The 13816-nt window shown below is 40.6% G+C and carries 13 protein-coding genes; 12 read left to right on the forward strand and 1 reads right to left on the reverse strand.

Translation table 11 applies throughout. The features are described from left to right. Positions 1-201: 201 nt before the first annotated feature. The 12 genes from AAEU31_RS19700 (at position 202) to AAEU31_RS19755 (ending at position 12859) form a co-directional block, all read left to right on the forward strand. Complete coding sequence (locus tag AAEU31_RS19700) at positions 202-1188, forward strand: GGDEF domain-containing protein (protein WP_135926202.1); 987 nt, start codon at positions 202-204, stop codon at positions 1186-1188. 121 nt (positions 1189-1309) lie between these two features. Then, positions 1310-2065 (forward strand): bifunctional demethylmenaquinone methyltransferase/2-methoxy-6-polyprenyl-1,4-benzoquinol methylase UbiE, encoded by a 756-nt coding sequence (ubiE, locus tag AAEU31_RS19705; RefSeq protein ID WP_135922969.1) that lies wholly within the window; start codon positions 1310-1312, stop codon positions 2063-2065. Between the two features lie 18 nt (positions 2066-2083). After that, positions 2084-2689, forward strand: a complete 606-nt coding sequence (locus AAEU31_RS19710) for a ubiquinone biosynthesis accessory factor UbiJ (RefSeq protein ID WP_421968090.1) — start codon at positions 2084-2086, stop codon at positions 2687-2689. 17 nt (positions 2690-2706) lie between these two features. Beyond that, the gene (gene ubiB / locus AAEU31_RS19715; RefSeq protein ID WP_421968091.1) at positions 2707-4308 is read left to right on the forward strand and encodes a ubiquinone biosynthesis regulatory protein kinase UbiB; all 1602 of its coding nucleotides are present in this window, start codon (positions 2707-2709) and stop codon (positions 4306-4308) included. Between the two features lie 77 nt (positions 4309-4385). After that, positions 4386-4625: a twin-arginine translocase TatA/TatE family subunit gene (gene tatA, locus AAEU31_RS19720; RefSeq protein WP_135922972.1), complete on the forward strand. Its 240-nt coding sequence runs from the start codon at positions 4386-4388 to the stop codon at positions 4623-4625. A 5-nt stretch (positions 4626-4630) separates the two neighbouring features. Then, positions 4631-4963: a Sec-independent protein translocase protein TatB gene (gene tatB / locus AAEU31_RS19725; RefSeq protein WP_135922973.1), complete on the forward strand. Its 333-nt coding sequence runs from the start codon at positions 4631-4633 to the stop codon at positions 4961-4963. Positions 4964-5013: 50 nt separating this feature from the next. Then, positions 5014-5754 (forward strand): twin-arginine translocase subunit TatC, encoded by a 741-nt coding sequence (gene tatC / locus AAEU31_RS19730; RefSeq protein WP_135922974.1) that lies wholly within the window; start codon positions 5014-5016, stop codon positions 5752-5754. Position 5755: 1 nt separating this feature from the next. Beyond that, on the forward strand, positions 5756-6301 hold the full coding sequence (locus tag AAEU31_RS19735) for a hypothetical protein (RefSeq protein WP_421968092.1): 546 nt from the start codon (positions 5756-5758) through the stop codon (positions 6299-6301). Further along, positions 6301-7083: a TatD family hydrolase gene (locus tag AAEU31_RS19740; protein WP_135922976.1), complete on the forward strand. Its 783-nt coding sequence runs from the start codon at positions 6301-6303 to the stop codon at positions 7081-7083. The genes AAEU31_RS19735 and AAEU31_RS19740 overlap by 1 nt, the downstream gene beginning before the upstream one ends. Position 7084: 1 nt before the next feature. Continuing rightward, positions 7085-8941 (forward strand): sensor domain-containing diguanylate cyclase, encoded by a 1857-nt coding sequence (locus tag AAEU31_RS19745; RefSeq protein WP_138558116.1) that lies wholly within the window; start codon positions 7085-7087, stop codon positions 8939-8941. A 13-nt stretch (positions 8942-8954) separates the two neighbouring features. Continuing rightward, a complete protein-coding gene (gene hemB / locus AAEU31_RS19750) occupies positions 8955-9971 on the forward strand; it encodes a porphobilinogen synthase (protein ID WP_421968093.1) in 1017 nt (338 codons plus the stop codon). 125 nt (positions 9972-10096) lie between these two features. Then, on the forward strand, positions 10097-12859 hold the full coding sequence (locus AAEU31_RS19755; RefSeq protein ID WP_421968094.1) for an ExeM/NucH family extracellular endonuclease: 2763 nt from the start codon (positions 10097-10099) through the stop codon (positions 12857-12859). A gap of 69 nt (positions 12860-12928) precedes the next feature. On the opposite strand, the gene AAEU31_RS19760 is transcribed toward AAEU31_RS19755, so the two are convergent. After that, complete coding sequence (locus AAEU31_RS19760) at positions 12929-13327, reverse strand: hypothetical protein (protein ID WP_421968095.1); 399 nt, start codon at positions 13325-13327, stop codon at positions 12929-12931. Positions 13328-13816 lie beyond the last annotated feature (489 nt).

Consider the following 13816-nt stretch of genomic DNA (forward strand, 5'->3'; position numbering starts at 1 on the left):
AGTTGTAGAGAAAATCAGCTAATAGACCCAAACAAAACAAATTTAAGTTCCAAATTTGGCAATTTTGCTTTTAAATAGACTGATTACAGATTACTGTAGACTCAGTATTTATGCTTGGAAGCAAATGCACTTTAGGGACAAGATGATTAATTAGTTGATATGCGTATTTAGTGGTATTGAAAAATGATGTTCCATGATTCCATGGCTATTGCTCAAGAAAAAATGACGAAGGTATGTATCTTTTTAGAACATCACTCATTACCGCCGTCACCACTTAACTACCACGTCGTTTATACCTATGTCAGCCAAGCTAACCAAAAACTCAATACCGCAATAGACCGTGCTATTGCTCAAAAGAAAACGATCGACAGCGTTTACGTAGAACAACTGTATTTCGATTTTATGGAACAAGGCTATAAAATGAATACAGCAATTGTTCGTAATGTCGACTCCGTTATAAACTCATTATCTCGTAATGCGAATACGAATGAGCAAAACATGATCCGCTTTGCTGATCAAGTTACTGATTGCGTGCATGCCATAGATGAAAACAACCTAGAGCAAACTCGCCACGCACTGAAAATGCTTAGTAAGCAGTCTGAAGTATTACTAAATCAGCACCGACAATTTAAACAAGAAATCGCAAAAGCTAAATCACTCCAAGAAAAAACCCAAAAACAGCTCACTCAACTTCGTAAACAACACATCACTGATCCACAAACCGGATTATATAAACGCCATTACTTAAATCAGCAAACGCAATTATGGATTGGGCAAAACAAGGCGGTGTGTGCCATATCAATTCAAATTGAAAACCTTGATCACTTTATAAGTAACTATGGTGATGTAATTGGTGAAGTGATTTTGAGTAAAGTTGCCAAACAAGTTCAAAAATATGTATTAGAGAGCGGTTTACCGGGTCGTACTGGCAAAGATGAATTTACTATTCTTCTTGCAGACATTGAGCCTGAAACAGCAAATTTAATCGCTGAAAAAGTACGTAATGGTGTTGAAAAGCTGCGTTTTGTTAGTTCAAAAAATGGCACCAAATTACCTGCTATCACGCTCGCTTTGGGTATAGCAAAGCACGAAGAAGGTAATGATTTTAATTACCTAGCACGAAAAGCCTCATTAGCAGCAGCAAAAGCAAAATCACTGGGTCAGAGTAGCTATATTGCAGGTCAATAACATCTAATCCTGTTCTAAGTCATTAAATACAACGCTAATCTGATGATTTAGTTATAATCAAATTGCACCCCATAGCTACAATCAAGTACACTAGTCTTTATTGCCACGATAGAGATTAATCATGAACGAGAATCAAGAAAAGACCACGCATTTTGGCTATAAAACCGTTGCTGAAAACGACAAAGCATCGATGGTTGCTGATGTATTTCACTCAGTCGCAGCAAAATATGACGTTATGAATGACTTAATGTCATTCGGTATTCATCGTTTATGGAAACGCCAAACTATTGCAAGTTCAGGTGTTCGTAAAGGCCACTACGTATTAGACCTTGCAGGCGGTACTGGCGATTTAACCGCTAAATTTAGTCAGTTAGTTGGCGAAACCGGTCAAGTTATCTTAGGCGATATTAACTCTTCAATGCTCAAAGTTGGTCGCGAAAAACTTCGCAACTTAGGCCGCGTAGGCAATATTGAATACGTGCAAATGAATGCCGAAGCATTGCCATTTCCTGATAATAGCTTTGACTTAATCACGATTGCATTTGGGCTACGTAATGTCACCGATAAAGATAAAGCATTACGTTCAATGTACCGCATCCTTAAGCCTGGCGGTCGCTTGCTAGTGCTTGAGTTTTCTAAGCCTGAGCATGAAGTGCTGAGCAAAGCGTATGACTTTTACTCATTCAATATCTTACCTAAAATGGGTGAACTGGTAGCGAATGACAGCGAGTCTTATCAGTATCTTGCTGAATCAATCCGTATGCACCCAGATCAAGAAACGTTAAAGGCTATGATGGAAGATGCCGGCTTTGAACAAACCACTTATCAAAATCTAACAGGTGGTATTGTTGCTTTACACCGTGGTTTTAAATATTAAACCTAAGCAGGTAATGTGATGTTAGCTAACGCTCTGTTGTCACTTGTAGAACGCATTATTAATCATGTGTTGCAATTAGATCCCGCTGTTAAAAACAAGCTTACCAGCATTGCTGACAAGCAACTTTTAATTGAAATACGCGATTGGCAACAGTCCATTTTGTGCGTTTACAGCGACGAGCAAATTCACTTATACAGTACGCAAGAGCGCAGTTTTGACTGCATGATCAGCGCCGATATCAACACCTTGTTGGCCCTTAAAGATCCATCAATGCTTACCCAGCTAATTCGCCAAGATAAACTCGATTTACAAGGCGATTTAAATCTTGCGCAAGGCTTTAGCAATGCGTTTGCAGAGCTTAATATTGACTGGCCTGAACACTTTTCTCGTTATATTGGCGATGCCCCAGCGCAGCAACTATGGCTCTCTTTACAAGCCTTAAAACGCCGTGGGCTACAAACAAAAAGTAAGCTAGAAAATACCTTAACAGCGCTTTGCCAAGATGAGCTAGCGGTGACGATTCACCCACTAGAACTTGCTGAATTCAAACAGCAAAATCGCCAATTAAAAAGCCAAGTATCTCAATTAGAGATGCGAATTAACGCGCTGTTACAGTCACGCTAATGCGCTAAGGAACTTGTGTGTCGTCTGCTCGTCTTTATTACATCACAAAAACGCTACTGAGCTATGGCTTAGACGAATTAATTCCGCGAAAAAGAGTGCCTTGGTTTGCAAAGCTCGCCCGTGGCAGCTTATTTTGGTTACGTAACCAGCATAAAGATAAACCTGCTGGTATGCGCCTTCGACTTGCTTTGCAAGAACTTGGCCCAGTGTGGATCAAGTTTGGGCAAATGCTATCGACACGCCGTGATTTACTCCCTCATGATGTCGCGTTAGAGCTTGCATTACTTCAAGATCAGGTTGAACCATTTGAAGGTGAGCATGCTCAGCAACTTATCGAAAAAGCACTGGGTATCAATGATATCAGTGAGTTGTTTAGTGACTTTTCGCAAACACCTCTGGCATCAGCTTCGATTGCTCAAGTTCACACAGCAACCTTAATTGATGAGCATGGCGCACCTCAAGATGTTGTCATTAAGGTCATTCGCCCAAATATTAAAGAGCAAATTGATGCCGACTTAATGCTAATGCAAAAAGTCGCACGCTTAGTTGCTAGATTATTAAAAGAAGCAAAACGTTTGCGCCCTATCGAGGTTGTAAACGAATACAAAAAAACCTTGCTGGATGAGCTCGACTTAATGCGCGAGGGGGCGAATGCGATTCAGCTACGCCGTAACTTTGAAGATTCTGAATCACTCTACATTCCTTTTGTTTACAGCGATTTTAGCCGTAATAACGTATTAGTTATGGAGCGTATTTACGGTATTCCAGTGTCAGATACCGACGCACTGCTTGCACAAAATACCAATATGCAGCTGCTGGCTGAACGCGGTGTCGAAGTGTTTTTCACGCAAGTTTTCCGTGACAGTTTTTTCCATGCAGATATGCACCCGGGTAATATCTTCGTGTCTCGTGAAAACCCACACAACCCAAAATACATCGGCATTGATTGCGGTATTGTAGGCACCCTTAATCGCGAAGATAAGCGTTATTTAGCAGAAAACTTTATTGCCTTTTTCAATCGTGATTACCGCCAAGTAGCGCAACTGCATGTTGATTCTGGCTGGGTACCCGCCGATACCAGCATTGAAGAGTTTGAATTTGCGATTCGTACCGTATGTGAGCCAATTTTCAATAAACCACTGGCAGAAATTTCTTTTGGCCATGTGTTAGTCAACCTGTTTAATACGGCTCGTCGCTTTAATATGCAGGTTCAACCACAATTAGTGTTACTACAAAAGACGCTGTTGTATGTTGAAGGCCTTGGCAGACAACTGTATCCGCAGCTTGATTTATGGAAAACCGCTAAACCTTTTCTAGAAGATTGGGTCAAAGAACAAGTTGGTCCGCTTGCTGTAATGAAAAAAATGTATGCGAATTTGCCATTTTGGGCAGAAAAAATGCCCGAATTACCAGATTTAATTTATCAAAACTTAAAACGTCAACAACAACCTGTACAATTGCCAGCACCGCAATCAGCTAAGCCTTTGTTACTAAGTATCTTTGCTGGTAGCTGTTTGATTGTTTCTGGCTTATGTTATTTACAGCATGACCTAGTCGCCAGTGCAATTACGGCAGGCCTTGCTGTAGCAGGCTTTATTGCAGCATGGCGTAGCGCATAAACTAAGTGCTATTTATGTTTTGGTGAGTATAATCTAAACAAGTCTATTCAATAAATTTGATAAAAACGGAGTAACCCATGGGTTTTGGTGGTATCAGTATTTGGCAATTAATCATTATTTTGGCAATCATCGTGTTGTTATTTGGCACAAAAAAACTTCGTGGCATCGGCGGTGATTTAGGTAGCGCAGTAAAAGGCTTTAAAAAAGCGGTGTCTGATGATGACCAAGCTAACGCTAAAAGCGAGAAAATAGAACAAGCTTCTAACACGCAAAGCAAAGAAACCGTAGAGAAAAGCAAAGACGATCATAAGGCTTAATCAACATGGGGATGTGGGAACTTGTTGTCGTACTGATCGTGGGTCTAATTGTATTAGGCCCTGAGCGTTTGCCTGTGGCAATTCGTACAGTAAGCCGCTGGATAAAAACGTTAAAGTCAGTCGCCAACTCAGTGAAAGCTGAAGTGAACGAAGAACTCCGTATCCATGAGCTTCACGAAAATTTAAAAAAAGCAGAGCAACAAAACTTGCAAGAACTGTCACCAGAGCTGCAAGACTCTGTAAACGAACTTCAAAAGGCTGCTCAGTCAGTCACCCACAGTTACAAAAAAGACACGCCTGAAAAAGCAGAAACTAATAATAATGACGAAAAAAAGTGAATTTAAACTCTGTTTTTGTGGTCAATAACAACGATGATGAATAGTAAACTATGACCGAGCAAGCTCACACAGGCTTTGTTGGCCACTTAATTGAGTTACGAAATCGACTCATGAAAGCTTTGTTAAGCATTTTGATTATATTTATTAGTTTGGTGTACTTTGCCAACGATATTTATGATTTTATTGCAGCACCACTTATTGCAAATTTGCCTAGCACTGCCACCATGATCGCAACGGATGTTACATCTCCCTTTATTGCACCGTTTAAACTTACTTTATTTGTGGCGTTATTTGCTGCTATTCCTATGATACTGCATCAAGTTTGGAGTTTTATAGCACCAGGCTTGTATCAACATGAAAAGCGTATGCTCATGCCTATTTTGGCCTCTAGCATCTTGCTATTTTATAGTGGTATCGCATTTTGCTACTTTGTGGTGTTACCGATTATTTTAGGGTTTTTCACTAGTACTGGCCCTGATATGATTACATTAGCGCCTGATATTAGTAGCTATTTAAGTTTTGCTTTAAAACTGTTTTTTGCTTTTGGTATTGCGTTTGAAATACCTGTTGCCATCATGCTGTTATGCTGGAGTGGCGCAACAACAACGAAAAGTTTAAAAGAAAAACGGCCTTATATCGTGGTAGGTGTATTTGTGATTGCTATGTTCTTAACTCCACCCGATGTATTGTCACAAACATTACTAGCATTACCTATGCTGTTACTATTTGAATTAGGCATAATTTTGGCTGCATTTTATACCGCCAAACCTCAACAGGAATCAGAGGAATAAAATGAAAAAACAACTCATCCCTTTCGTCGCTCTTCTAACAATTGCTGGTACTGTCCAAGCAAACGAGGTTAACTTACAAGCATTACAAGCCTGTACTTTTGTTGAAAACGACTTTAACCGTTTACTTTGTTACGACAATGTAATGGCAGGTAAGTCGCTATCTAAGCCGGTAAAAAAGCAACAAATTGAGCAGCCTAAAATGAGCTCTGCAGCTACCACTGCGACTACTGAGGCCGCAGCAACAGTTGCAACTAAACAAAGCGAGCAAATTGTAAAAACAAAAAATGAAGACTTTGGTTTAGAGCATAAAGAAGTTGCAAAAGTAAACGATGATCAAATTAACGCCATCGTTAAAAGCGTAAAAACAGCGCCTTATGGCGAGCTAATCATCGAACTTGAAAATGGTCAACAATGGCGTCAAATCGGCTCTGATAAAATAAAACTGAAAGTTAATGAAACTGTAATTATTGAGCGTGGTGTCTTCAATTCATTCTTATTAAGGATTGAAGGTCAAAACCGCTCGATTCGCGTTAAACGAACAGATTAATGAACATTCAACTGGTTGATGCAGGTGTCAACCTTAGCAATCATCAGTTTGATGACCGTCACCAAGAAGTGTTACAACGTGCAAGCGATGCCGGTGTAACACAAATGCTATTGATTGGCTGCGATTTACAAAGCAGCCAAGCTTCTCTGAGCCTTGCTAAGCAATTTTCGCAGCTTAGCACAGCAGGAGTTCACCCCCACGATGCAAAAACCGCAGATGATCGGCTGGAAGAGCAGTTAATTTCCCTTAGTCAACATAATGAAGTCGTGGCTATAGGTGAGTGCGGCCTTGATTATAATCGTGATTTCTCTCCTCGAGATATTCAACGCAATGTATTTAGGCGACAACTTCAACTGGCTGAGCAGCTAGATATGCCCGTATACCTGCATGAGCGAGATGCCAGTGAAGATATGCTTGCAATCTTGAACGAACATAAGGTCCGAGGCGTACTACACTGCTTTACAGGTGATGAAACTGCATTACAGAATTACCTAGCGTTGGGGCTTTATATTGGTGTTACGGGTTGGGTCTGTGATGAACGAAGAGGCGAGCAATTACAGGCACTCATTCCTGCTATTCCTCTCGAACGATTACTGATAGAAACAGACTCCCCTTTCTTAATACCTCGAAATATCAGACCAAAGCCTAAGTCGCGCCGCAATGAGCCTCAGAACCTTCCTTATATATGTCAGCAAATTGCTGATTTAAAAGGCTGTGAATTTACTGATGTCGCAAAACACACTACACTAAACTTTCAGCAATTATTTACCACTAAGGGTTAAGATGAAGCGCCTATGGTCACTATGTGGCTTACTCTTCGTTGTTTTTTTTACTCCCTACTTGCTGGCTAACTCGATTACCGTTGGCCCACACTTTAAGTCTCTTCATTCGCTAAATGTTGAGTACACGCTTGATCCCATAACAAAGCAACAAGCATTAACGAATCATAACGTGTCTTGGCAAACTAACCATGGCAAAACGCTCAACCTAGGTATGAACTTAAGTCCTTTGTGGCTAAAGCTGCCAATTGAAAATACATCGTTACATGACTTGCCGCTGATTTTATCTATTGATAACCCGTTACTAGACGAAGTGAGTGTATTTCACCTGCAAGGTGATCATGTCAAATTCAGCACGCGAATTGGTGATGCACTTCCTTTAGAAAATCGACAAATTAAGAATGAATCACTCCTCGTGTCTTTGACGCTTCCTAAAGCAAGTCATTCAGTTGTTTATTTAAGAGTTAAAAATAACGGCGGCCTAAGAGTGCCTTTAAGTCTGTGGGAACCCTCTGAGTACCTAAAACATAAGAGTAAATTCAATTTACTTTATGGTTTACTGGTGGGTTTTATTCTCTCTTTAGCAATCACTAATTTAGTGCTTTATGGTTTTTCAAGGCGCAGCTATTTTGCCTATACTGGCTTTTTGCTGATGTTGTTATGGCTATCACTCGCCTACCTTTATGGCTTTGGCTATCGTTACCTGCAACCTAGTGGGGCATCATTTCAGCAATTAACAATTCCAAGCTTGTTTTTTATTTGCTGTGCACTGTTTGTTCCCTTACAACGTTACATTTTTGGTGCAGAAAAGACTCGCTTAAGCCGCGTGCAAAATTGGTTTGCATGGAGTGTTGTTGCCACCACTTTCGTGTTATGGCTTTTACCTGTTTATGTTGCAATTTCGCTATGCTTATTAAGCTTACCTATTCTGCTATTTGCCTTCACAGCGATAGCAATTAAGCAGTTTAATCGCGACTATAAACAGCCATGTATTGCCTTTATTATTGGCCTATTAGCATTTTGTTCTGCCATTATTTACAGTGCATTTGCTGTATTTAATCCATTCAATTTATATATCAATGAGCAATCTCTGATCTTCATTTTCTTTTTAATTTGCAGCTTGAGTTTGAGCTATGCTGTTATAAAGCTTTTTATAATGCAACGAGATGCAGAAGTAGCCGCACAACAGACAGCTTTGGCGCAAAGTAAAGCACAAGATATCCTGATGCAAGAACGCTTAGAGCTTCAAGAACAAGCGCGACAAAACCTAGAAGCTAATATTGAAGAACGTACTTTCGAGCTACAAGTCACTCTGCGCGAGCTTGAGGAGAAAAACCGCGAACTTGAACAGCTCAATATGGAAGATGCGCTGACCAAAACCAAAAACCGCCGTTACTTTGATAAGAAACTACTAATGGATGTTCGTCGCTCTCGCCGAGAACAAACGCCATTGGCCATTATTATGTTCGATATCGATCATTTTAAAGCAATTAATGATACTTATGGCCATTTAACCGGTGATCAAACAATTCAAGCAGCTGCCAATATCATCAAAGCACATTTAAAACGGCCACTTGATGAAGTTGCTCGTTATGGCGGTGAAGAATTTGTAGTACTTTTACCCAATACTCCACTCGATGGAGCCATAGAAATTGCTGAACAAATACGCAATTCGGCTGAGAATGCTGATATAATAGTGGCCGGAACAACGCTCAAATTTACTTTAAGCGCAGGTGTTTACAGTGCAATAGCTGATGACATCAATCATCCAAGTTTATTTACTGACTATGCCGATAAAGCCTTATATCATGCCAAGCAAACAGGGCGTAATCGGGTAGTGAGTTATCCTCTACCAGACTAGGAGTACACAACGAATGGCCCAATCAGGACTCGACCTTTTCCCTTATACACGTATGCGTCGCATGCGTCGTGATAGTTTCTCTCGTCGCTTAATGGCTGAACACCAACTAACCGTTAATGATCTTATTTTTCCTGTATTTGTGTTAGAAGGTAAAAACCGCCGTGAAGCTATTGAGTCTATGCCTGGCATTGAACGTCTTTCTATCGATTTACTACTTGAAGAAGCAAAAGAACTCGTTGAATTAGGTGTTCCTGCTATTGCTATTTTCCCTGTTACACCAAGCGATAAAAAGTCTTTACTTGCAGAAGAAGCCTATAACCCTGATGCATTAGCACAGCGAACAGTACGCGCATTAAAAGAAGCATTTCCTGAACTTGGTGTGATCACTGATGTTGCGCTTGACCCTTTCACCGTGCATGGTCAGGATGGCATCATTGATGAAAATGGTTATGTGATTAACGAGGTAACAACTGAAATTTTAGTTAAGCAAGCATTGTCACATGCTGAAGCAGGCGCTGATGTAGTTGCACCTTCAGACATGATGGATGGTCGCATCGGTGCAATTCGTGAAGCATTAGAAGCCGAAGGCCATATCCATACTCGCATTATGGCTTACTCTGCTAAATACGCTTCAAGCTATTATGGACCATTCCGTGATGCGGTAGGCTCAGCAGGTAATTTAAAAGGTGCCGACAAAAAAACCTATCAAATGGATCCAGCAAATTCAGATGAAGCCTTGCGTGAAGTAGCGTTAGATCTACAAGAAGGTGCAGATATGGTTATGGTTAAACCTGGCATGCCATATTTAGATGTTGTTCGTCGTGTGAAAGACGAGTTTGGCGTACCAACATTTGCGTATCAAGTGAGCGGTGAATATGCCATGCATAAAGCGGCTATTGATAACGGCTGGCTTGCAGAAGAAGCAATAATCATGGAGTCGTTATTAGCATTTAAACGTGCTGGCGCCGATGGCATTCTTACTTACTTTGCTAAACAAGCAGCCCAATGGTTGAAAAACAACCAACGCTAAGTTAAATATATAAAACGGTACAACTATTACCGTTTTATTAACAATTTGTATTTAATTTGTCATAGATTTTCCTTAAAGTATGTGTCCCATTTTGGGACTATTAACTTACATACACGGGAAAAATAATGATAAAGACTAAATTGACGCCGCTCGCGCTTGTAATTGCAAGCCTGAGCGCGCCAGCTTCAGCTAACCTAATCATCTCTGAATACGTTGAAGGAAGTTCTAACAATAAAGCGGTAGAACTATACAACACCTCAGGTGCAGAACTATCGCTTGATGGTTACACCATTTCTTTATACTCAAATGGTAACGGCGATCTTAGTGCTCCTAATAACACCTTAGATTTAACTGGTACACTTGCTGCAAATGCAACATACGTTATTGTAAACCCAAGCTCTGCAGATGAATTAAAAGCAAAAGGCAATACCGAATCAACAATCACTTATTTCAACGGTGATGATGCATTAGTTCTTACTAAAGACGGCGCAATTGTTGATAGCTTTGGCCAACTAGGTGTTGATCCAGGTTCAGCATGGAATGAAGGCGGCGTTTCTACACAAAATAAAACTCTACGCCGTAAAGCAAGCGTGACCGCGGGTCGTACTGATGCAACATCAGCATTCAATCCAAGCGATGAGTGGCAACAATTCGACCAAGACGATTTCAGCAATATTGGTTTATACGGTGATAGCACAGAGCCAACACCTGAACCCGATCCAGTAACACCACTTGAGTGTGGCGCAACAAAAATGCTAATTAGCGCAATTCAAGGTGAAGGGGGTGATAGCCCACTAATTAACACTGAGGTCGAAGTTGAAGGTGTTGTTACAGCTGACTTCCAAGGTGATGAGCAACTAAAAGGTTTCTTCATTAGCTCACTGGCTGCTGATGTTGATACAAACCCACTTACTTCTGAAGGTGTATTCGTTTATTTCGCAGATACCGACGTTGCTGTTGGTGACCACGTACGTGTTAAAGGTAGCGTGGCTGAATACTTCAGCGCAACACAGCTAGGTGATGTTAGCCAAGTAGAGATCTGTGCGACAGGTTTATCTACCGATGCAACCGCTATCACTCTGCCAGTTGCCGACGTTGCAGACCTTGAAGCTTACGAAGGTATGTTAGTTACCATAGCGCAACCTCTCGTGGTTAATAACAACTACGGTCTTGGTCGCTATGGTGAAGTTGACTTAGGTACTGAACGTTTATACCAAGGTACTCAAGTTGCGCTGCCAGGCGATGCAGCCAATGCTGTTGAAGCTGAAAACCTGAAAAAACAAATCTTACTTGATGATGGTTCAACAAAACAAAATCTTGACCCAATTGCCTATCCTGGCACGGGTCTTGATGCCTATAACACATTACGTTTAGGTGACACTGTTAATACTATTACCGGTGTGATGGGCTACAGCTTCGACCGTTACCGTATTCACCCGACAGTACAACCTGAGTTTATTGCATCAAACCCGCGTACAGATGCACCAGAGATTGCAGAAGGTGCTGATTTACGAGTAGCTAGTTTTAACGTATTAAACTACTTTAATGGCGACGGTCAAGGCGGTGGCTTCCCAACAAGCCGCGGAGCAGACAGCGAAGAAGAGTTTATTCGTCAGCAAGCGAAAATCGTTAGCGCAATCACTGCTATTCAGGCGGATGTAATCGGTTTAATGGAAATAGAAAACGATGGTTTCGGTGAAAACAGTGCTATCGCCACCCTCGTTGCAGCACTCAATGATGAAGATACAGAAAATAGTTACGCTTTTGTGGACTTTGAAGTTGATCAAATTGGTACTGATGCAATCACAACAGCACTGATTTATCGCTCAAATAAAGTAACTGAAGTTGGTAAGGCTGCTCATACCATAGTAGCACCTTTCGATTACAGCAATCGCCCGCCAATTGCACAAAGCTTCCAATCGCTTGAAAGCGAAGAAATCTTCACGGTTGCAGTTGCACACTTAAAATCTAAAGGTGGCTGTGGCAGCGCTGAGGGCAACAATGCTGACTTAGGTGATGGCCAAGCATGTTGGAATGAAATCCGTGTTGCAGGTGCCAATGCGTATGCCGATTGGTTAGCGACTTACCCAACTGACATTGAAGATGAAGACATCATCTTAGTAGGTGATATGAACGCTTATGCAATGGAAGATCCAATCCGTGCATTTGCAAATAAAGGCCTTAAGAGTGCAGTTGCTGAATTAGACGGCGACACCTTAGGTTACTCTTATAGCTTCTCTGGCAGAATTGGTAGCCTTGACCACGCACTAGTATCTGAGTCATTACTTAGCAAGGTCGTTGCGGCGACAGATTGGCACATTAATGCGGACGAACCAATCAGCCTAGACTATAACCTTGAATTTAAGTCTTCAACACAGCAAGCTGGTCTTTATGCTGATAACGCATACCGTGCATCAGACCATGATCCTGTGATTGTTGATATTAAATCTGCAGAGTCTATTCCTGCAGAGCAGGCGCCTGTAATCGAGGCAAACCAAACGTTTAATATTGTTGAAAATAGCGAGGTAGGTACTGTTATTGGACAACTTGTATTCTATGATGGTGATGCTGATTACACACCTGTTGTAAGCTTTAATATTACTGGTGAGCATGCTGATGCAATCGCAATCAGCGCAACAGGTGAAATCACCGTAGCTAAAGTACTTGATTACGAACAACAAGATACATTAACACTCATGGTTCGTGCTGAAGATAGCGCGGGTAACTTGTCACAAGAGCAGCAACTTAACATCAATATCACTAACGATGAAGCAGATGATACTCCTGACGAAGTTGAAGAACAGCCGAAAGATAATGATTCAGGTTCATTTGCTTGGTTAAGCTTACTTTCTTTACCATTTGTATTACGCCGTCGTATGAAAAAATAGACAGCAAAATCAAAAACTAAAAAGGCCGCTTTTGCGGCCTTTTAGTTTTTTAATGGAGTAAAAAAGTGCTTAAATTGCTTCTTTACGTTGCTCATCTGGTTGGTAGAGAGCCGTTATTGCGCTCTGTAGCTGCTCATCGATTTGCCAATTAAAAAAGCTATATGTTTTACCATTCTCAAGAAAAACCTTAAATATTGTCATAAAGGTCGTTGATTTAAACTCTACACCCTTGATGTCTTCAGCATTGATATAACGCTTGCCTATGCCCAGTGAATAGCATATTCCCGCATTGTAACAATACAAAAAACGCATCCCTAACAAGCTCAATACCGGAAAAAAAAGCAACACAGGTAATATAAAAATTAATAACGAAGCATCAAAAAAACTGCTTATCAATGCAATAAGTATAGCCAGTGCGATCGTGCTTCCTTGTAAAATCCAATTCGGACCTAACTTAATCGTTTTCATGAGTATAAATCTTTAATTGATAGTTAAAAGGTGAAAATTAATACAAAATAACTAAAAAACAGGTTGGTTTTGCAATTCTACACAGGTCAAAATAGGTACACAAGCGAATAAAAACGACTTAGCCTGCGTCTTTCTACTTTTAGAGTGCAACTCCCTAAAAGTACTGTCTTTTATCTCAACATTAATTTTGTATGAAAATAATATTAAAAAACATCAACCCACACTTTAGAATCAACGAAAAACAAAAATAATAACTAAAGGATGAATTGTGGTGGATACAATAATCAAGAAGGACTGAATAAAAGGTTAATACCAATACACTTAATTAAGTGATCGATTTTGAGGAAATAAAAAACCCGCAACAAGTGAAGTGACCCCCAATAGTTGGACATTCCAATTACTGGGGGTCTTTTTATGTCCAAACATCACCGAGCATTCAAGCTCAAAATAGCTAAACTCGCTTTGTCTGAAAGCTCTTCGGCGGTAAGT

The organism is Pseudoalteromonas thalassia (assembly GCF_049257215.1).
Lineage (GTDB): Bacteria > Pseudomonadota > Gammaproteobacteria > Enterobacterales > Alteromonadaceae > Pseudoalteromonas > Pseudoalteromonas lipolytica_C.

What these genes read in the sequence shown, in the direction of transcription:
- AAEU31_RS19700 (WP_135926202.1), top strand. Translation starts at nt 202, where the DNA reads ATGGCTATTGCTCAAGAAAAAATGACGAAGGTATGTATCTTTTTAGAA.
- ubiE (WP_135922969.1), top strand. Translation starts at nt 1,310, where the DNA reads ATGAACGAGAATCAAGAAAAGACCACGCATTTTGGCTATAAAACCGTT.
- AAEU31_RS19710 (WP_421968090.1), top strand. Translation starts at nt 2,084, where the DNA reads ATGTTAGCTAACGCTCTGTTGTCACTTGTAGAACGCATTATTAATCAT.
- tatA (WP_135922972.1), top strand. Translation starts at nt 4,386, where the DNA reads ATGGGTTTTGGTGGTATCAGTATTTGGCAATTAATCATTATTTTGGCA.
- tatB (WP_135922973.1), top strand. Translation starts at nt 4,631, where the DNA reads ATGGGGATGTGGGAACTTGTTGTCGTACTGATCGTGGGTCTAATTGTA.
- tatC (WP_135922974.1), top strand. Translation starts at nt 5,014, where the DNA reads ATGACCGAGCAAGCTCACACAGGCTTTGTTGGCCACTTAATTGAGTTA.
- AAEU31_RS19735 (WP_421968092.1), top strand. Translation starts at nt 5,756, where the DNA reads ATGAAAAAACAACTCATCCCTTTCGTCGCTCTTCTAACAATTGCTGGT.
- AAEU31_RS19740 (WP_135922976.1), top strand. Translation starts at nt 6,301, where the DNA reads ATGAACATTCAACTGGTTGATGCAGGTGTCAACCTTAGCAATCATCAG.
- AAEU31_RS19745 (WP_138558116.1), top strand. Translation starts at nt 7,085, where the DNA reads ATGAAGCGCCTATGGTCACTATGTGGCTTACTCTTCGTTGTTTTTTTT.
- hemB (WP_421968093.1), top strand. Translation starts at nt 8,955, where the DNA reads ATGGCCCAATCAGGACTCGACCTTTTCCCTTATACACGTATGCGTCGC.
- AAEU31_RS19755 (WP_421968094.1), top strand. Translation starts at nt 10,097, where the DNA reads ATGATAAAGACTAAATTGACGCCGCTCGCGCTTGTAATTGCAAGCCTG.
- AAEU31_RS19760 (WP_421968095.1), bottom strand. Translation starts at nt 13,327, where the DNA reads ATGAAAACGATTAAGTTAGGTCCGAATTGGATTTTACAAGGAAGCACG.